The sequence below is a fragment of the Priestia aryabhattai genome (assembly GCF_023715685.1).
GTDB lineage: Bacteria > Bacillota > Bacilli > Bacillales > Bacillaceae_H > Priestia > Priestia aryabhattai_B.
In genome coordinates this window covers 1-19,968 of sequence record NZ_JAMBOQ010000009.1, presented here as the reverse complement: position 1 = coordinate 19,968, position 19,968 = coordinate 1, and the positions used below count along the sequence as shown (strand labels likewise).

The window sequence follows — 19,968 nt, the reverse complement described above, 5'->3', positions numbered from 1 at the left end:
TAAAAGTGCAAACCTACTTTATTAAAAATAATTTTATCTTTTATCTATCTTGTAGAAAAATGTTCGATTTGTCGTCACTTAGAGTAAATAGTAAAACTTTAATAATATACGAAGTACTTTAATATTTACTCAACGAATCTTGAAACGTAGGTAAAAGAAAGAGATTGATTTTCTTAAGTAGCGTCGATCATAACATTTATTTTTAAAGTTATATGTATATGAATCTACAAATCTGGCCAGACTAATAACGTATCCCCCCTATTCCAATAAATTTGAAAATCCTTTGCCTACATGGGCAAAGGGTTCTTTTTGTTTATGTGTATTTGAAATTAATATAGCAGATATTTCAGGTGATACTTTGTTATTTATTGTTAATTTTGGTATATTATTTAATAAACACGTAAATGGGGGATAAAAATGAGTTTGCTAATAGTAGGTATCATTATTATTTTGTCGGTCGTTGCAGACTATTTTATTTTCGATTACGACGATAAAAGATGGGGCTGGCTAAAAGGGTATTCTAAACCTGTAAGAATAGGGATTATCAGTTGCTACTTAGTCATTTCATTTACTATTTACTTTGCTTTAAGCCTTAAATATATTTCTTAAGGCTTAAAGTCTTTTTTATTTATATTCCGTACGTTTCTAGTTAACATAAAACCTAGTATAAGAAGCAGCATTAATGTATACTTTCTTAATCCCTTTTGATAGAATTAAAGGGAAATATATACAAATACATAACTAGGAACCTTAGAAAAAAACATTACTTCTTAGCGAAACTAAACAACAAAAGGACGATTATATGAACAAGAAAAATCAATCAGGCCCTCCAGATAAATGGGATGTATTTTTTACAATCTTTTTGCCTGTTTCACTAGTAATAGGTTGGGTTGTTACTATTTTGGTATGGATTGCAGAAATGAATAAATAAAAAAGGCGTTTGATTATCCCAACGCCTTTTTTATTTATTCATTATTACCTATTTAGTAATAGTTCACATAATGTTCCTTATAAGAACTATAAAGCGCTAAGAACTCTTAAAGTTTCTTAGCGCTTTATTAATATTTACACTTCTTTTAGAAATGGACTCTCAATTATCGTATATTTACGAGCAAATCTTTTATAAGAAATACTTGTAAAGTTCTTACCTTTTTCAAAAATAAGCGTATTATGGTTTACATCTTTTTCAGTAAGTTTATATCCTTTTTTCTTCATCATATCAATATATGTATCTAAGTGTCCTTTTGGAACTAAATATAAGATATTATTATCTACATCTGACGTTTTGGCCATAGGCTTATCTTTAATTTCTAATTGATATATAGCTTTCATATTTGCTATTGGTCGATTATCACTAAATACATTTTGCCAGTTAATAAATATAATTATTAATAAAACAATAATAATTATAAGAGATCCTAAAACAAATTTAACAATTTTACTCAACTATATTCACTCCATACTTGACTTGCTCTATAACTTAATTGTGTTTGATAAGTTATAATAATAACATAAATTATGGTTTTCTTTAAAATGTGTACCATTATTAATTATTCAGTATTAGTTAACATAAAACGGATTATCGGAAATAAATGGACTTATGAAAAAGTATATCTACTATGATAAAGCAATAAAGTTTTTAATATTTTCTAAAGGATGAAGTCTATGAAGGAGTTTTTATCTAGTTTTCTACTTATAACAAGTTGGCTTATATTTGCTATAAGTGCATATTTGTTCGTTATTGTTTTAATAGCACCATCTTATGCATTATTTACTTTCTGTAAAGTACTAGGTACTGGATTAGTCTGTTTTTATTTATCAAAAAAGCTCAATAAAAAATCTAAAATTAGTTAGTTTTAAACAATATACTTCATACATTTGTAGTTAACATATTCACCATTCTAGGTATCAAAGAGAAATCTAATATAGTAAAAAAAGATCTGATTATTAGATCTTTTATCTATTAATAGAAATTGATTTTCCCTTTAACACCTGTCTTTTTTGGGTGCTGATTATAAAACTTAAAACGGCAGCAATACTACAAGCATATGGAAGAGTAGAATAGCCCCAATTCGATATTACGTAACCGCCAAGCATTGACCCGAGGGTAATACCAATATACAGAGCCGTATTATTCCACGCCATTACAATTCCTCGTTCTAAAGGATACTCAACGGCTAATCGAGCTTGATAAGATGTAAACCCTGCATATCCAACTAAAGCCCATATAAACATAAAGAGATACAGCCAATCACCAGATGAGAAAAATATGCCTAAACAAAGGAGTATTAGGGTCAATACAATCAATGTATTTATAGAAATTCTTCTTTCCCCAAACTTATCAGTTAATTGTCCACTTGAAAGGCTTCCTAAAACTGCACCAATACCGTAAAAAGTAACAGCTAATGCAATTTCTGCCGATGAAAATCCATTATTAAAGTGTAGAGCTGCACCTAAATAAACATACAGGGTATACATTGAAATGGCCCAAATGGCAGTAACGCTTACGGAACCAAGTATTCTCATTAGATTTCCTTTTAATAAATTTGATGTTAATTTATTACTAGGAACAGACTTCCATGCTTTAAAATTTACAAACATCAATATAACTCCGAGTGTGGCCATTACAATAAATACAGAACGCCAACCTAGAAAGTGCTCCAATAATGTACCGAGTGGTGTTCCAGCCCAAAGGGCTGTTAAGTGACCAGAAACAACGATTGAAAGCCATGTTCCTCTTCGACTAGGTGGTGCGATATCTCCAATGATAGCGTATATTAAAGGGGTAATGGAAGCTACTGAAAACCCAGCTAAAATACGGCTAACAATCAACCACAAAAAGGATGGGGCACAGGCCGTTAGGATATTAGAAGCAGCAAATAGTAATAAACCCAATGTAATCAAAGATCTTCTGCCTTTTTTATCTGAGAGCCACCCAAAGAATGGAGCTGAAAAAGCATACGTAATCGCAAAGACAGTTACCATCCATCCAGCCGTCGCTGAACTAATTTTATATGCTTGAGAAATGAATGGTAATAATGGGGATACAACAAATAAATCAGTCCCCATTAAGAATAAGGTAATCCATCCAATGCTTAAGCTTACTCTTCCTTGTCCCTTCATTACATTCCTCCTACAACGTTATATTTCATGTGTATTCTCTAACGGTATAACATATACAAATTTAGTTCACATAACGTAGGTTATAAGAAATCTGCATAAAGACGCCGTGGGGCATCTACCACTATAGAACCGTATTTATTATAAATGTTTAGTTGTAATAGAATAAACAGAAGCATTTTGTATAAAAAGTATATTTTAGTACATATAATAACCAATATTGTATAACATATTAAACAAATTGTTTGTTCAATAGTATTCTATCCATTATAATACTTAACAAATTAATGTTTTCTCATGATATTGCAAAGGGTGGCTAAAATGCATTTAGAAACTGATAATCCAAAGCAAGTTGTTTTACAAGTTGGGGGAGTACTAAGAAAACTTCGTAAAGAAAAAAATTTAAATCTTGAAGAACTATCAGAATTATCAGGTGTAAGCAAGTTAACGCTGGGAAATATAGAACGAGGAGAAACAAACCCCACAATAGGAGTGTTATGGAAAATTTCAAAAAGTTTATCTATACCACTCATGGCTCTATTCTCAACTGAAAGCGATGTAAATCTATTTCGAGCTGGGGAAGGATTACGTATTGTTGGAGAAGAATCTAATTGGGCAATCGAACCCATTTTTCAAAATGTAAATAATAATATGGAAATGTACCGTGCTTATTTACAGCCAAATAGCTCCTATTATCCGGAAAAACATCATCATAACACAACAGAACTTGCAACTGTCATGTCTGGAACTATCACAATTAAAGTTAACAATGAATCATATAGCCTAAATCAATATGATTCAATTAGTTTTTCTACAAATGGTACACATTCGTACACCAATCATACTAACGATGTTGTTGTTCTTCATATTATATTGAAATACGCAATCTAAATTTTTTTCTTAGCTTATCCAAATACAAGGAATGCTCCGATCCATTAGGTGGATTGGAGCATTCCTTGTATTTATTTAAAATAGTTCTTTATTTGAGGATAGACAAAATCCAATTGTTATACTATATTATATATTACGGGACATTAAATATATTATAATATATAAAAGTTGTTCAACTACAAATATTTTCTTTATTCGTTATTTATCTTTACAGTAATTCATAATGAATAAACTACATTACATGATTTTTCAAATTCTAGGAGGAAACAGAATGAGTTCAATGGATCAAGTAATTAAAAAGGAGAATAAAGGGCGTACATCAACAGTTGGAAAATATTCCGTTTTGATAATGATTGTTGGTATTGTATTTATAGCAGCTAACTTACGAGCCCCTTTGACCTCAGTAGGGCCAATGGTTGGTTTTATTAAGGATGATATAAATATCTCAAATACAATGGCGGGTATGATTACCACACTGCCGTTATTAAGCTTTGCGTTATTTTCACCTATTGTTCCCAAGTTAGGGCAGAAATATGGGGTAGAACTAATTATTCTTGGCTCTATCGTCTTTTTGACAGTTGGTATTGCTATACGTTCCTTATCAGGAGTTGCTTCTTTATATATAGGTACTGCAATCCTTGGTTTGGCTATATCCGTTGGGAATGTATTGTTACCTGGACTAATTAAACGTGAATTTCCAAAACGTATAGGTCTAATGACTGGCGTGTATTCTATTTCTATGAACTTATTTGGAGCAATAGCTTCCGGTGTAAGTGTTCCCATTGCACTTGGATGGAGATTTGGCTGGAAGGGTGCATTGGGAATTTGGGGTGTTTTAAGCTTTATATCTATCTTTTTTTGGTTATTACAGATGAAACATAGTAACGTGAGAAGAGATACCGTTCATAAAGAGAAGGCTGACAGTCATGTAAACTTGTGGAGTTCGGCACTAGCGTGGCAGGTAACCTTATTTATGGGACTACAATCCATGTTCTTTTATGTCCTAGTTGCTTGGCTGCCAGAAATCCTTAAGCAACAGGGATTAAATTCAAGTCAATCCGGCTTAATGCTTTCCGTTATGCTATTGGCTCTTCTTCCTTTTACTTTTATCGTCCCAGTCATAGCAGGACGCATGTCCGGTCAACGTTCGTTAGTGACTATTACAGCGATTTTATTTTTAATCGGGACGTTTGGGTTACTATACGGTAGTTCAAATTTAATTATTTTTTGGATCATTGCTTTAGGCATAGGAGGAGGCTTCGCATTCAGCCTATCCATGATGTTTTTCGGCTTACGTACAAGGAATGCGCAGCAGGCTGCAGAATTATCTGGCATGGCACAATCGGTTGGGTACTTGCTTGCAGCAATTGGTCCAACCCTTTTTGGATTTATACATGATGCCACTAATAGTTGGACTATTCCTCTTTTAATATTAGTCGGTGCATCAGTCTTACTCTTTATATTTGGTCTTAGTGCAGCTAAAGATCGATATATAAGCTCTACTAACTCACAAAACATATAACTGGGGATAAAAGAACGATAGATATTTTTATAACCAGAAGATTAAACTTAAAAGCCTTCTTTATTTAAAAGGAGGCTTTTCTTTATTCGCTCTTTATTTAAATAATCACCACTTTCGGAAGGAACATATATATATACATTTCAATTCCTTTAACACTTTGCAATAATTTCTAATACTGAGTTCGTAAAAGTATACATTTGTAGTTAACATAAAACGTGTTATCGGAAATAACAGTTATTTTATTTTCATAAACGATTGAGGGTTTAGAGATTCTGATTGAATTAAAATTGCTGTCATACCACTATTGCTTCCTGAAGTGTGCCATTCTCCCTTTTCCCAAAAAGCTGCTTCTCCAGCTTTAATATTAATTTGTTTTTGATCTTCTCCAGTCACCCATCCTTCACCTTGAACAACTACAAATAGTTGTGAAACAGGAGCTTGATGATAGCCTAGAATGCCTTTTAGATCTATGTACATACATCCAATATTGGCTATTTCATTTGTTTGTACCAGTTTTAAGTATGTAGCTAAATTAGAATCATATTTTTCTACTTTCTTGCCATTTTCCTTATTAAGCTTATAAATTTTCAAAATGCATTACCTCTTTATTAGTTAAATTAGATACATTCTAATTATTACATACTATATACAACCCTAGTTTACATAGCTCTTATTCTAGGAAGGGGATTTTATGTAGAAATTAATTTTGGTTGTTTTCCCTTATCACAACATCAGACCAAATGCTTTATAAATAAAACACGATCCTGATTAACTCCATCATAGTTAGTATGTAAAGATACATTATCTAAACTTTTATCGCCTTGTTCAATTCTAAATCCCATTTTTGTATGATAAGCAATTGAGGCTTTATTAACAGGGGACGTTACACATCGAATAGTATTTCGCCCATTTTGTTTAATAACATCAAAGAAATGACTATATAATTGCTTTCCAATTTTCTTTCCTCTATGGTCAGGATGAACTCCAACAAAATGAATATATGCTTCATCCATATGAGATTGGGATAAAAAGCCAATTAGAAAACCTATAATCTCGCCTTTTTCTTCAGCAATAAAACTTGTATTTTGAAAATGATCAAAAAATAGCTTTGGCAACATATCAGACATTTGTCTACCGTTCCACCACTCGTTAATTAATGGAGATATTACATAATAATCTGTTCCCTTTACTGAACGAATTTTCATTCTAACCTCTCCCTATTTTATTTATAAATTCACTCAAGTTAATGCTATCACAGAAAAAAAGTGTTATGTTGATAATTATCGATCCAATAGATCAATCACTAGTACAAAAATGCATGAAATATATAATCGTAGTTAACATAATCACTATTTACGGAAGACATACCAAAAGGGCCCCCTTGTGGCGCAAAGGGGTTGTTGGGTTCCATATTTACGGAGTATGCAGCTCTTTATGTACAATCCTGTTGTGATATCTGTTATTGAAAACCCCCTAGACTCCTGCGGAAACTGTCGAGGGGTTTTTGTCTTTTTATAAAGGAAAAACTCAAAAGAACGAAGAATACATTACGGAGCGTAATGATAAAAAAATATTCCAAAGGAGTGTTTTTTATGAAGTTCTGGATGAAAGAAATTAGTTATTCTCAAGTTGAAAATAAGATACAGAGTGGCTATAAAGAGTTATTTATGATCGGACAGTTTCGAATTGTAGATGCCTACAAAATAGTAGATAGTAATGACCATACAAAAGATATTCAATCTCATTTCATACTTGACACGAAGACTGGTAATAACTATGAAATAAGCCTAGAGCTTGCTTACGGTCTTGTATCTGCATTTTATTGTGATGGGGATCGAAGGTCTCTATTATCTAACATAATAGCATGGGTAAAGTATATGAATGGTAAAAATAGATTAGCAACTAAAAAAACCGATATTTCTAATGTATTATCTGGTGTAGTATAAATCAGAAAAGAGAGCAAACCTCTGCTCTCTTTTTTTGCATTATATTTAGAACAGCTTTCTTTTTCCCATATCTACTGCTATGATAATCAAGGAATGTGAAGGATAAAAGATGGAGCAACAAGATAAGTACGCAAACATTGATCTAACAAAAATTTATGAATATAGTGAGCTACCTGACAAGAAGAGTGGACACTGTAACAACTGCGATGGAGTTAATTTCAAAAATAGTGTAGGTAAAGGCAAGTTTCTATGTGAATATTTGAATTGTGGAATGAAGAAGTATATATAAAGAATCAATCAAAGAGTCTATGAAATTTATAGGCTCTTTTTCTATGTTTATATGTGTTGCTTTCTTGAAAATAGGGAATATTGTATATATAACGTTTAAAATGGAGGGAGTATATTGGAGCAGAATCCAATTTTGGAGCAATTAGAGGAGTATAGTAACAACCTAGAAAAAGAGATTGCCGTTTTACAAGAAAAAAGATGCATATCATACAAACCACTTTTAGAGAGTTTGAAGAAACAATATGCATTTGCTCATTTTCTCATGTATCAAGAAAGCATCTTTGATACAATGCCCCAAGGATATAAAACCCTTTTGTCTAAAGCTTTATCCGATGTACTGGTAATACACAGCACAGTTACTATAGGTTGTGTAACTCAAAGCTATAATATAGTACGATCCTTATTTGAAACATATGCTAATTTAATGTATATCAATAAAAACTTTGAGGCCAATATGAAGTATTATGAAGACTATACGATTTTTGCTCAGTACCACAAACTAGAGGAACATAAGAACGATCCAGATTATAAATATGATCCTTATTTTATACAATTTAAGAATAGAACGGAAGGCCCTCTTCAAGAAAAATACAGCTTCATAGAAAATAATTATAAAGAAAGAAAAGATTGGTATTTCATTCCACTATCTGAAGACATCAAAAACCATCCTGATTTGACAGACCAGGAGAAAAAGAAAAAGAATATAAACTTCAAGACTCTTTATGAAATTACAAGTGATGGAAAAATGTACCAAAAGATGTATCCTTCTACATCCAATGCTGCTCATAGTGCTTCACTAGTACATAATCTTCAAAGTCAGAGCGTTGCTTCTCAAGCGGGTACAGTAATTAGCTTGGTTAATCTCTCTATACATTTATTAAGCCAAATGTTACTAGTTGCCCTCTCTTCATCACGATAAGGTAATTCGATTTCTCGTAAAATCGGCACCTGATCCCTGCTGTCTCCATGATTGTTTTAATATATACATTTTGAACCGTTTGGAAAATATCTGTTGAAAAATCAAACTGCTCCGTCAACCCCTCGTCGAAATACAATTCATGCTTTACCGTGTAATCATTAAAAGGTGGACAACCTACAGGAATTGTTACTAAAGGATTATAAATTGAAATCAATTTGGCCTTTATTTTTCATGGGATAGGCGAAAAACCAAAGGATGTCCCCCCATTGAAAGACATTGGTGATTTACCTTTTTTAACCTAGAATTAAGAAAAAGAGTTTGTTCAATAATACCCTATGGAATCAAATTACAAAGGAGTGAAGTTAAATGCCAGAAGAGCACAATCATGGTGGTAGCGAACACTGGGAACATGTTGATATTCCTGAGCATTATGAAGTTGTAATCCATGGTGACCACGTTCACTTAGGTCAATTCGAGCATGCTCACATTGGCTACTATCGTCAAGGTGAAGTGTTAGAACAACTACAAGGAATGCCTCCTCAAGTCCACCCACCTGAAGGATTCCATTGGGTAGGCATACCCGGTCATTATGACCAGCATGGAAATCACACAGATTACGAAGCACCTCATTGGGGACTTCACGGTCAACACTCTTAATTCTAAACATTCAAATTAAGGTTTCGACGATAATTTCAGTTGCTATCAATAAAAGAAAGGGCTCCTTATTCAATCAAATTAGGAGTCCTTTTCTACATAAAAAAACTCTGTAATTTTAGCTTTTCAAACATCGGAATCCCCCTTAAAATATAAATGTCGCAAAGAAGTAAAATAAGGTTCCATAAAAGGTGACAGGTAAGATAAACCGCATCACTTTTTCAAACTGATCAACGAGATCGATGACACCCCATCGCTCCAATATGCGTTCGATGATGGCAATGCCCAAAACAATGCCTCCTAGGATAAGAATGGTGGGGTCAAGCATGGCAAATGGGCTAAACGGAACAAAGGAATACGCGTTGAAAGGACGAGGTCTCGTGAGAGATGGTTTGAGAGATGGAGGAAAGACGTTTCGAAAGGTGAACCCTTTTGTTTTTCTCATGTTGTTACCTTCTTTCATTCTTTTTATTTTTTTACCTTTCATGTATCCGTTATTTCAGCTCAACGCATCCGGTCGCCCCATTCGCCTCTTCGGCTCAGCTTCCTTACAAATTCCAAAATTAGCTCCAATACGTACATAAAGCCTGTATTAACGCAGTAACACCAACGAGGTAGATACTGATTACCAAACGAAGTAGTTATTCTTTTGATACTAAGTAGCTACCGCAGTAGGTGATCGTTAGATGGTCATAGAATATGTGCTCTTTTTTATATGCTAGGGATTGGTCTAGTCGCTTATATTTTTCATAAAATGGAAGAGAGATTAAAAATTCCCCAACATCTAAATTAGAACGTAATGAGGATCAGTGGGAACTTGGTGAATCATATGCCTCAAGTTTTAAAAAGAGTGAAAACACGATTGAATAAAAAAAGAGAAGGGAAGCCCTTCTCTTTTCACTCTATAACGACCTGGGCCTAGCATAGGGTGACGTCTGTCCAAAAAATTAAAAAATTCATCCATCAACTGTTTGGATTAGTTTCATAAGCTAGTAACTTAAAGGGAACAGGATCTCTATGTTTCTAGTGAATGTTTTTGCACCAGAACCTTACAAATTAACACTGCTCATATCCGAATAACGTTCTCCTGCTGCCACACCTTTTGGGGCTACTTCATTAATACGATAAAGTTCTTCTTTGGATAATTGAATTTTAAGGGCTCCAATATTTTCTTCTAGATATTGAATTCGTTTTGTTCCTGGAATCGGGACAATATCATCACCTTGAGACAGAATCCAAGCAAGTGCCAGCTGTGAAGGCTGACAGTCTTTTTCTCTTGCTAATTCTCTAATTTGATTCACAAGATCTAAATTTTTTGTAAAGTTTTCTCCTTGAAAGCGAGGAGAAAAGCGACGATAATCATCTTCTGCCAAGTCTTCAAATGTTTGAATTTGCCCTGTTAAAAAGCCTCTTCCTAAAGGACTGTAGGCTACAAATCCAATTCCAAGCTCACGGATAACAGGTAAAATTTCGTCTTCGACATCTCGGCTCCATAGTGAATATTCCGTCTGAATAGCTGTTATTTCATGTACTGTATAAGCACGGCGAATCGTTTGAGGAGCTGCCTCAGACATGCCAAGGTAGCGTACTTTTCCCTCTTGAACTAATTCAGACATCGCACCAATTGTTTCTTCAATTGGAACATTAGGATCTACTCTATGCTGATAATAAAGATCAATATAATCTACTCCTAAGCGGGATAGACTTGCATCACAAGCTTGTTTTACATAGTCTGGATGGCCATTAACACCTAAAAATGATCCATCTTCCCCTCTTACATTCCCAAACTTTGTTGCAATAATAACTTGATCACGTCGATCCTTAATAGCTTGACCAACTAATTTTTCATTTTGGCCAACGCCATACATATCTGCTGTATCAAGAAAATTGATACCCAGTTCGATGGCACGATGAATGGTTTTTACTGATTGATCATCATTTCGTCCGCTGTAAAAATCAGACATGCCCATACAGCCTAAACCAAGAGATGAAACCTCTAAATCAGATTTTCCAAGTGTTCTTTTCTTCATATTAATCATCCTTCCTGCTTAGATTAAGGTGTAAAATAGTTAAAATTATCTGAATATAACTGATTTTATTATAATCTAGGATTAAGAAACGAGTAAAGAATAAGGGTTCTGGCGCAAAGATAAGCGGTAACATTAAAGGAATAGATACTGATTCATGAATGGAGTAGTAATTCCTTAGATACTATGTAGCTACAGCAGCAAGGTTGCCTGTCTAATCCTAGAATTAAAAAAGAAATGATACCGCAGTAGGTGATTGTTAACTAGTTATACAATGTGTGCTCTTTTTTTATATGTTAGGGATTGGCCTAGTCGCTTATATTTTTCATGAAATGGACGAGAGATCTAAAGATATCCCAAGGACTAAAGTAGAACATAATGAAGAGCAGTGAGAGCATGATCCTAAAGAGAAGTAAATAAAGGCAAATAAAAAAGAGAAGGGGTAAAACCCTTCTCTTTTTACTATATAATCCTCTATACTTAGATACTCTTTTTCATACCGCATTGGCGACATTCACGTAAGAAAACGCCGCCTTTTACGGAACTTTTGAAGTAAGCTGAATTGCAATTATCACATCGACCACTATTTTTATTATCAATACCCAAATCGAAAAAATCATAGAAAATAAAGGTTGATACATATTGCACATGACTAATATGTATTAACCTTTTAATCTTTGCTCAACAAACGCGCCCGTTTGATGAACTTCCTTAAACATCTATGGGCCTAACATCTGAAAACAATATCTAAGCTATCGTTGTAATTATCGGTTGATCCCTTGTAACAATTATTGTGTGCTCATATTGTGCACAAAGACTATTATCGGGCACACATAAAGTCCACCCATCCGGACTTCCAACTGTATACTCTGCTCCAGTTGATAAAAAAGGCTCAACAGTAATAACCATACCTTCTTTCAATACCCGTTTATCATCCTTGTCATAGATAGGTAAAATATCTTCAGGTGTCTCATGTAAAGACCTTCCAATACCGTGACTGCACAGATTCGTAATTACCTTGTAACCACTTTTTCGGGCTTCATTTTGAATAATTCTTCCGATTTCATTCAATCTCACCCCATGTTTAAGTGAAGAAATAACTTTCATCATGGTATTGTGTGTGTGTTGACAGAGACGCGTTACAGAAGGGTTATATAAAGGGATCTGAAAGGAATGACCTGCATCGGCAAAGTAACCATTTAACTCAGCGGAGACATCAATATTTATTAGGTCACCTTCTTGAATCTTCCGATTCCCCGGTACTCCGTGAGCAACTTCATGGTTAATGCTAATGCATGTGTTCCCGGGAAAATTGTAAGTTATCTTTGGTGCAGAGACCGCGCCATGTCTTCTTAAAAACCGTCCCCCGATTTCATCCAATTCTTTGGTCGTCATTCCGGCACGTGTCTGATTTTTCATTTCACTTATTGTTAAAGCAACGATTTTGCCGATTTCCTTAAGCCCATCAATATCATCCTTACCTCCAACTGTCATATATGAACCCTCCAATTTTCTTGATGTTTTTATTTTACCCAAAGTAATGTTTCCGATCCTCCATAAACTGGTCCGATTGCTTAATATCACTTATTACAAAGTTACAAAACTCATACCACTCACCCCCTTAATCATATTAACGCTCGGTCTGAAGACCTCACCACGCCTCCATTTGCAACAAACTTAAGTTCCTTTATAATATATACATATTAAACTATATATGTAGTATCTAAATAACGAATCTAATATTTATAAGAAAAGAGGATATATGCTCGTATATTGAACATAATATCCTCTTATTAGTTTAGTCTATTTAATTTTTATCTGGATATTCGGCATAATCATATACTTTAGTGATATCTATTTCTTGCTCTTTTATTTCTTCCAGGTCGATTACTCTTTTCTATTTGGCTTTCCTTAGACTAACACAGTTACATCCATATAAAAGGGTTATGTTAAAATTACTCTGGTTTTTCCACTAGTTGCATCTGAAAAATTTGTGTTTCTTGAATACCGGCTCTTTGGAGTTCCTGTTTAAAAGATTCTCCTTCTTTTAGTTTAATGATTCTCTTTGAACCGTCACGTAACGTGTATACTCTAAAATTGTACATAAATGTACCTCCACCAAAATAAATGCTTCCTGTACACGATTTCTTCAGGAACTAAGCCAAGCGAACATCGATGAGCTCGCTTAACCTCATTTTATTCTTTAACTCAAATATGTCAACAATGAAAATAAATAAATCCCCAAGAGAATCAACAAACTGAATAAATCCTGTCTCTGTTATGCATTGGCCTTGCTTATAATATGTAAGGTACACTTGTTTATTTGTATGTAAGGCTTCAATTAAGGTGAAATTCATCTGTTCCATTTGCTCTTCTGTTAAAACAGGTTGAGCTACTTCTACTTGCTTATTCATAATTTCCTTTAACCCTGTGTATTGCTCGGGCATTGTAGCAAAAGGCCGCCATTTTTTCATTCCTCTATATTCCATATCTTTTTCCTCCTTATGATTTATGGCCACCTATAAGACCGTTTCGATAACGAGCTGTTGAATAAGGAAGGTGACTAGACGCACGTAGTACACTATTCTTTCCATAACGCATCCGAATCTCATCAATCGTTTTGGCAAGAGCATAGGCTCTTTCACGTTGATCGATGTCCTCAAACAAGCTCATTTGCTCCTCTTCTTCAATGCTTGTGTTTGATAAGGAAATCCCAATGGAGCGAATCGGCATTCCGTTATCATATGTATGTAAGATGGACTTAACCCTAAAGGGTGGCAAGTGCATCACAATTTACCTTTAGATGATGGTGGTACAAATGATTTCACTAATTTAGTATTGATAAAGAATGACCCTTATCATAAAGCCGTTACTAATGAACAAAACTCTCTAACAAGAGGATTAGCTCCTAAACAAAGTAAAACGATAAATTGGCCAATGTTTGAGGATGATCTTTACCCACCAAAACCTTTTAAAAGAAGGGAAGAGTAGATATGCCGCAGTGGAAAGACTTATTGATAGAAATAGAAAAAATTGAAAAAATATGGAAGTTCGCTTAGAAATCCAGCATCAGATACAGAAATTAGGAAACATTATATTACCTAAGTCATATATTGAACTTTTAAAGATAATAAATGGGTTAGACTTTAATGGATTAGTAATCTACGGTGTTGATGAAGTTCTACTTGATAAGGAAGTAGATGAAAATATCCATGGGTTTATAGAAACAAACGAGCTTTGGTATGAAAATGATTGGCAAAAGCAATATATATTTTTTGGAGATTCTGATACAGCATGGTATTGTTATGACCTAAAAGAGAGTGTATATGTAGAACTCGACAAACCCTCAGGAACTTTAATTCAGTCATTTGAAAATTTTGATTCCATGTTGAGCGATGCATTTGAAACAATTCTTTTGTAATGAAATGGAATCCTTAGTATAAATCTTTCTTGTGGTTGTCAAAAATTTATTGGTGAACTTATTTGGTTCAAACCATAACGAACTTTTACCCGATGATATTTATGAAAGTAAGAAAATGATTGTTAAAATGTGACCTTGATTGGCTATACACCTTTCAAGGTTTTTATGTTTTAACCATTATTACGATTAAATGAGCCAATATTTGAATCATATATTTCAGGGTGTTAAGTAGACTTATGAGATTGGTTTCAGTGGTTAAGCAATTCTTACTACTTGATCCATATTTGCACAGAAGAATGACAAAGCACGTAGTGATAAAGGTAAACACATAAAGCGAGTGAATAAAAAGAAGAATTAAAATGACTATAAACGATCCAATTTTTGGTGAGCTTGAGTATGAATATGGTTGGATTAAGGATACCACTATTCGTTTTTTTGGAAAAGAAACTCAGATAGCTTTGATGATAGACGGTGAAGAAGATGGCAAGTTTGATGAAAATCAGTATACAGCATATCAGTCACTAATAAAAAATTGGGATGACTTACAACCAAGTCTATTACAATCAATATTAGATTAAATGAAGATTATCCCCTAGTTGAAACAACTGATAAAATACTAGACATGATAACTTTCGATGGAATTGTTGTACCATATGCGGATATTTTTGAAGGTCGTGATATTAGAATTACATTTAATTGTACATGGGATATAGAAAATGGATTAGGCATTCGTCTATTAAATGAAAAAGTAATTGAAGTAGGCTACCAAGATGTTGCAATTTAAGTAGAACTATTCGCTAGGAGGTAATTAGGAATGGATAGTAAACAAATTGCAAAAGAAATTCGTTCGGCTATAAAAAAAGGCGATATTGAAAAGGTAGTTGAGTTAATTGGCTCTAATGCTGAACGTTTAAATATGATGACCCCTTTTGGAACGTGGCTTCATGTTGCAGCTTCTAGAGGAGAGTTAGACATTATTAAGAAACTAATAGAACTTGGTGCAAATGTTAATGTAGTTGGAGGAGTGTATGGTGGTGGAGCATTGAACGAAGCTGCTTCTGCAGGTCATATTGATATAGTAAGGTATTTATTATCTTGTGGAGCTGATATGGATGTAAGCGATCCAGAAAGAAATCCATTGTTTGGTGCAATTAGTAATGGTCATGCTGATATTGCAGGACTATTAATTGAAAGTGGCATAGATACGAATGTTACATATAGTGGTGAATCTATGAGAGAGATAGACGCATTGACTATTGCAAAGGAACAAGGACAAAAAGAAATTGTTAAGTTGTTAGAAAGTCAGAGAGGGCTCTCTAAGGATGTAACTACAACAAATCATAATGATCAGGACCGTCATGTTGAGATTTTAAATCATATTACAAAGCATTTTGGCCCTATTGAAAATACTGTAAGTGAAATTGTTCCAGGTAGTAGAGTACCAGTTACTATTCACATAATCCCTCCGTCAATGAATAAAGATTTTGTCACTCTTGTAACTACCGGTATGAGTGATGAACCTATGGATTATTCAGATGAGGAAAGTATGTTTAAGTATGCAGAGTTGTTACTAAAATTGCCTTCAAGTTGGATAGTTGAAAAGGACAATATGAAAGACCGAAATCATTATTGGCCTCTTGGGTGGTTAAGGAAAGTGGCTCATATTCCACATCTTTATGATGGGTGGCTTGAGGAAGGGGTTATTCTTCCAAATGGGGAACCCCCTCAGCCATTTGCATCAAATACAAAGTTATCATGCATAATGATATGTCGTCCCCAAGAACCCGGACTGGATAACATTCATAATAAAGGGGAAGACATAAATATTTATACACTCGTTCCTATCTATGAAGAAGAAAGAAATCTTGCATTTGACAGAGGGTATGAGTATCTGCTGGAAAGAATGAGTGAGAAAGGAATCTCAGATGTTTTGGACATACATCGGATAAATGTTGGTATGCAATAACACTTGTAGATAGTACATGGGCCGAGATTCTTTTCCCCACTTACATATCATTCGTAAAAGTGTGTTATTTTAACAGGACGTTCGTAATTAATTTCAAAACTTAAGTGAACGTTAAAAATGCTAAACTTCCTATCCAAAAGAAAAGTCCGTAAACGTATACTTTTACGGACAAGATATTTAAACCTATTACAAGATGTTAAAGTAATTATTATCGTTAACAAAAAAGAAAGCTACCCCATCGTTGCAGGACGGATAGCTTTTAGGGAATTTATATGTTCCAATTAATAGAAAAGTCTGAATAATTGTACTATAAATTTATAAATAAGGCAATATAAGATAACCTTTAGCATATGTATAAAACGCAGAGTTTTTATACATCTTTAGGTCATTCATATTTACGGTAAAACCCGTTAAATCAAGGATGTATAAAAAACTGCATTATCCCGTTCGAACAACAAACTTTGAACCCTTGCCTACCAAGGGTTCTTTTTTGGGTTGTGTACCGGAAAGAGACATTATGGTAACTAAAATTGTATAGAACGTACATATTTAGCAGTAGTAATTATCTTTGAAAAGCTATTGGTTGCTATTATCTTTAGACAATTTCATTTCCATATTATCATTTGATGATAAAACTATGTTTGTAGATGGGGTACCAAATGCCATAGCTTTATCAATAAATTCTTCCAAAGTATGCACTGACTCTGTACATACTTTTGCTACGTAACTTATTTGTCCAGCCACACGATAACACTCCGTTACATCAGGGTGGAGATTACAAAATGCTGCAAGATCCTTACACTTTGTTGTTTCAAATAAAACAAATGCAGTTATATTTCTATTTAATTTTTCTGCATCGATAATGGCTTTATATCCTTTTATAATGCCATTTTCCTCTAATCTTCTAACGCGTTCAATTGTAGATGGAGAAGATAAGTAAACTTTTTGGGCTAATTCTTTCATTGAGATCTTAGCATTCAATTGCAATTCATGAAGTATTTTTTTATCTATTAAGTCCATTTTATCGTCAACCTTTTTTTATTAATTATTATTGAATAATTACCTAATTTAGTAAAGTTATCTTTGGGAATAACCTAATCATTTATATGTGAAATGTTATAGATATTTACTAAAATTTATTGAAAGGAGCTGATAATGTGAAGAAAATATTATTACTTTTAGCAAATGGATTTGAAGCTGTAGAAGCAAGTGTTTTTACAGATGTGTTTGGGTGGAATAAATTTGAGGGAGACGGCACAACTAAATTGGTGACAGCAGGTTTACATCCAAAACTAACTTGCACATGGAATTTTACTGTAACCCCAGAAATATTAGTATCAGATATTAATGTGAAAGAATTTGATGCTCTTGCGATACCTGGCGGTTTTGAAGAAGCAAATTTTTATGAAGATGCTTACGATGAGAGGTTTTTACAGGTTATTAGAGACTTTCATGAGATGGGAAAACCTATAGCTAGTATTTGTGTGGCGGCTCTTTCACTTGGAAAAAGTGGAATCTTAGAAGGCAAAAAAGCCACTACATATAATCACCCTAGCAGTATAAGAAAGGCACAGTTAAGAGAAATGGGTGCATTTGTTCAAGATGATTATATTGTTGTAGATAATAATATCATTACTTCCTCAAACCCTAGTACCGGATTTGATGTATCATTTTTGCTATTAGAAAAATTAACTTCAGTAGAAAATGTTAAACGAGTTAAAGAATTAATGGGATTTCAATAATTAAGAATTAGAACAAGTATTGCTTTCAGCTGAGAGACGAAAATTTATAACTTTTAAATAATAAAGAACCCTTATTTATTAAAAAAGGGTTCTTTATTATTTCCGATAACACGTTATATGTAAACTTGCTCTGCGTATAACATAAATTTAAAATAGATATCTTATTCATTTGTAAAGGCAAACCATTCTTGTTGGCTTGCCTTGTTTGCTATTTTTAAGATTGGTTAGTCAATTTTATAATTTTTGTACAGCATATAATAACAATTCCTCAATGTTTCGTTTACCTAATTCTTTCGCTTTATGCTGTAACTCTTCTTTCAAATCACTTGTTACTTTCACTCGTATAACTTCTAAGTCGCTATCAATATAAATGCCACGGCTACGCTTGTTAATTTTTCCTGAGACAAGAACCGACTCTAATAGCTCAACGAGTTCTTGTGAGGATTCTGTCAGCAATACAGGTTTGATTTCAATCAAAAATTGCTCTTTCTCTTCTTGTGGCGTAATTCTCATATTAGTCGGACTGACATATTGATAAAATAAATCCAAGAGTTTATAAAGATGGGATTTTGCATAAGCTGTTTGCTTAAAGGCAAACGTGGCATAGCCTTCTTTGGTAATCATCTTTTTAGACTCAATAGTATAGGCTGCTTCAAAGCCCCGGTGAATTAACTCCTCTAATGTTAACTCTTCGTGCTTTTCTGTAATCGCCATAATCGAATCTTCTACCGAGATAATACGGGCAAACTCTTCTTTTTCGTCCTGTTTTTTCACGAAAAGCTGAAATAGCGCAATGTTTTTCTCGGCGTGATAAAAATGACGCTTACTAGGTTTTTTCCCTACCTCATGAGTACTCTTAAACTCTTCTAACGCTTCTTCGTGAACAAAATAACAATTCATTCCCCGGTATTCTGCTTGGAACGCAGGTAACAGTTCTTGTTTAATGTACTTATTGACCGTTGTGACCGATATATCCAATTGTTGAGCCACTTCTTTTGTTGTAAGTCCTGGCTTTTTTAATTCTTCTTGTAACCGAACCACATCTTCCAGATCAAATTCATAACGACCTTCGATATGCCAGTCATCTTTGTTTATAGGATTTAATTTTCCTTGCTGAATATATGTATAAATCGTTTTCTTCGATGAAATAGTTAACATATCCATGACATCTTCGATAGTAATAATTTTACTAGGATTATCAATCATAAAGAACACTCCTTTTATTCTTATATTAATTAGTAATTTATTATATCATATTTACGTTGAGTTACAGATTAAAAGTTTTTAAAGTAGATATGTAAATGGTACAACTAACTTATTAAAATATATGTTTTATTATTTACTTGGTTCTGGTGCAAAAATTTCAGGACAATTGCAAGTAATCTCTGAAACTTGAACATACTGATACTATTATTCTAAAAGAAGGACGTGATCAGTATGGAAAAGCAACCCTTATTTAAGTGGAAACATTA

The 19,968-nt window shown here is 33.6% G+C and carries 22 protein-coding genes and 3 pseudogenes; 12 read left to right on the top strand and 13 right to left on the bottom strand.

The features are described 5' to 3' along the window. Positions 1-417 precede the first annotated feature (417 nt). Both M3225_RS25190 and M3225_RS29710 read left to right on the top strand, forming a co-directional pair. A complete protein-coding gene (locus tag M3225_RS25190) occupies positions 418-609 on the top strand; it encodes a hypothetical protein (protein WP_057240453.1) in 192 nt (63 codons plus the stop codon). Positions 610-802: 193 nt separating this feature from the next. Beyond that, positions 803-931, top strand: coding sequence for a hypothetical protein (locus tag M3225_RS29710; RefSeq protein ID WP_285886028.1), 129 nt, complete (start codon positions 803-805; stop codon positions 929-931). Positions 932-1,065: 134 nt separating this feature from the next. Here M3225_RS29710 and M3225_RS25185 read toward each other — a convergent pair whose 3' ends face one another. Next, on the bottom strand, positions 1,066-1,446 hold the full coding sequence (locus M3225_RS25185) for a hypothetical protein (protein ID WP_251399228.1): 381 nt from the start codon (positions 1,444-1,446) through the stop codon (positions 1,066-1,068). Between the two features lie 510 nt (positions 1,447-1,956). After that, positions 1,957-3,123, bottom strand: a complete 1,167-nt coding sequence (locus tag M3225_RS25180) for an MFS transporter (protein WP_251399225.1) — start codon at positions 3,121-3,123, stop codon at positions 1,957-1,959. Positions 3,124-3,441: 318 nt separating this feature from the next. On the opposite strand from M3225_RS25180, the gene M3225_RS25175 reads away from it, so the two are divergent. Both M3225_RS25175 and M3225_RS25170 read left to right on the top strand, forming a co-directional pair. Continuing rightward, positions 3,442-4,011, top strand: a complete 570-nt coding sequence (locus tag M3225_RS25175; protein ID WP_251399222.1) for a helix-turn-helix transcriptional regulator — start codon at positions 3,442-3,444, stop codon at positions 4,009-4,011. A gap of 271 nt (positions 4,012-4,282) precedes the next feature. Beyond that, positions 4,283-5,533, top strand: coding sequence for a CynX/NimT family MFS transporter (locus tag M3225_RS25170; protein ID WP_251399219.1), 1,251 nt, complete (start codon positions 4,283-4,285; stop codon positions 5,531-5,533). Positions 5,534-5,767: 234 nt separating this feature from the next. Here the strand turns inward: M3225_RS25170 and M3225_RS25165 are convergent, their stop codons facing one another. Continuing rightward, positions 5,768-6,124, bottom strand: coding sequence for a cupin domain-containing protein (locus M3225_RS25165; RefSeq protein ID WP_251399216.1), 357 nt, complete (start codon positions 6,122-6,124; stop codon positions 5,768-5,770). Positions 6,125-6,264: 140 nt separating this feature from the next. Next, positions 6,265-6,738, bottom strand: coding sequence for a GNAT family N-acetyltransferase (locus tag M3225_RS25160; RefSeq protein WP_251399206.1), 474 nt, complete (start codon positions 6,736-6,738; stop codon positions 6,265-6,267). A 387-nt stretch (positions 6,739-7,125) separates the two neighbouring features. On the opposite strand from M3225_RS25160, the gene M3225_RS25155 reads away from it, so the two are divergent. The 3 genes from M3225_RS25155 (at position 7,126) to M3225_RS25140 (ending at position 9,343) form a co-directional block, all read left to right on the top strand. Beyond that, positions 7,126-7,479: a hypothetical protein gene (locus M3225_RS25155; RefSeq protein ID WP_251399203.1), complete on the top strand. Its 354-nt coding sequence runs from the start codon at positions 7,126-7,128 to the stop codon at positions 7,477-7,479. Between the two features lie 403 nt (positions 7,480-7,882). After that, entirely contained in the window at positions 7,883-8,686 is an 804-nt protein-coding gene (locus tag M3225_RS25145; RefSeq protein WP_251399198.1) for a DUF5677 domain-containing protein, read from the top strand. A gap of 366 nt (positions 8,687-9,052) precedes the next feature. Next, on the top strand, positions 9,053-9,343 hold the full coding sequence (locus M3225_RS25140; protein ID WP_251399194.1) for a hypothetical protein: 291 nt from the start codon (positions 9,053-9,055) through the stop codon (positions 9,341-9,343). Positions 9,344-9,485: 142 nt separating this feature from the next. On the opposite strand, the gene M3225_RS25135 is transcribed toward M3225_RS25140, so the two are convergent. From M3225_RS25135 to M3225_RS25105, 7 genes are all read right to left on the bottom strand, one after another. Continuing rightward, a complete protein-coding gene (locus M3225_RS25135; protein ID WP_251399191.1) occupies positions 9,486-9,785 on the bottom strand; it encodes a hypothetical protein in 300 nt (99 codons plus the stop codon). A 604-nt stretch (positions 9,786-10,389) separates the two neighbouring features. Next, positions 10,390-11,370: an aldo/keto reductase gene (locus M3225_RS25130; protein WP_251399188.1), complete on the bottom strand. Its 981-nt coding sequence runs from the start codon at positions 11,368-11,370 to the stop codon at positions 10,390-10,392. A gap of 477 nt (positions 11,371-11,847) precedes the next feature. Further along, positions 11,848-11,994, bottom strand: coding sequence for a hypothetical protein (locus M3225_RS25125; RefSeq protein ID WP_251399410.1), 147 nt, complete (start codon positions 11,992-11,994; stop codon positions 11,848-11,850). 120 nt (positions 11,995-12,114) lie between these two features. Then, a complete protein-coding gene (gene map / locus M3225_RS25120; RefSeq protein ID WP_251399185.1) occupies positions 12,115-12,861 on the bottom strand; it encodes a type I methionyl aminopeptidase in 747 nt (248 codons plus the stop codon). Positions 12,862-13,322: 461 nt separating this feature from the next. Beyond that, complete coding sequence (locus M3225_RS25115) at positions 13,323-13,472, bottom strand: hypothetical protein (RefSeq protein WP_170959627.1); 150 nt, start codon at positions 13,470-13,472, stop codon at positions 13,323-13,325. Between the two features lie 51 nt (positions 13,473-13,523). Beyond that, positions 13,524-13,856, bottom strand: coding sequence for a YolD-like family protein (locus tag M3225_RS25110; protein ID WP_251399182.1), 333 nt, complete (start codon positions 13,854-13,856; stop codon positions 13,524-13,526). A gap of 13 nt (positions 13,857-13,869) precedes the next feature. Continuing rightward, positions 13,870-14,154: a hypothetical protein gene (locus tag M3225_RS25105; RefSeq protein WP_445164677.1), complete on the bottom strand. Its 285-nt coding sequence runs from the start codon at positions 14,152-14,154 to the stop codon at positions 13,870-13,872. Here M3225_RS25105 and M3225_RS25100 point away from each other — a divergent pair. From M3225_RS25100 to M3225_RS25085, 4 genes and pseudogenes are all read left to right on the top strand, one after another. Next, positions 14,122-14,358: pseudogene (locus M3225_RS25100) on the top strand (HNH endonuclease); the annotation flags it as partial. The gene M3225_RS25105 and the pseudogene M3225_RS25100 overlap by 33 nt on opposite strands. Before the next feature lie 2 nt (positions 14,359-14,360). Next, positions 14,361-14,788: pseudogene (locus M3225_RS25095) on the top strand (YrhA family protein). 359 nt (positions 14,789-15,147) lie between these two features. After that, positions 15,148-15,572 (top strand): annotated as a pseudogene (locus M3225_RS25090) (DUF6985 domain-containing protein). Between the two features lie 30 nt (positions 15,573-15,602). After that, positions 15,603-16,754 (top strand): suppressor of fused domain protein, encoded by a 1,152-nt coding sequence (locus tag M3225_RS25085; RefSeq protein WP_251399179.1) that lies wholly within the window; start codon positions 15,603-15,605, stop codon positions 16,752-16,754. Between the two features lie 576 nt (positions 16,755-17,330). On the opposite strand, the gene M3225_RS25080 is transcribed toward M3225_RS25085, so the two are convergent. Then, on the bottom strand, positions 17,331-17,774 hold the full coding sequence (locus tag M3225_RS25080) for an Lrp/AsnC family transcriptional regulator (RefSeq protein ID WP_251399164.1): 444 nt from the start codon (positions 17,772-17,774) through the stop codon (positions 17,331-17,333). A gap of 137 nt (positions 17,775-17,911) precedes the next feature. On the opposite strand from M3225_RS25080, the gene M3225_RS25075 reads away from it, so the two are divergent. Continuing rightward, complete coding sequence (locus M3225_RS25075) at positions 17,912-18,496, top strand: DJ-1/PfpI family protein (RefSeq protein WP_251399162.1); 585 nt, start codon at positions 17,912-17,914, stop codon at positions 18,494-18,496. 234 nt (positions 18,497-18,730) lie between these two features. On the opposite strand, the gene M3225_RS25070 is transcribed toward M3225_RS25075, so the two are convergent. Further along, complete coding sequence (locus M3225_RS25070; RefSeq protein ID WP_251399160.1) at positions 18,731-19,702, bottom strand: helix-turn-helix domain-containing protein; 972 nt, start codon at positions 19,700-19,702, stop codon at positions 18,731-18,733. Positions 19,703-19,968 lie beyond the last annotated feature (266 nt).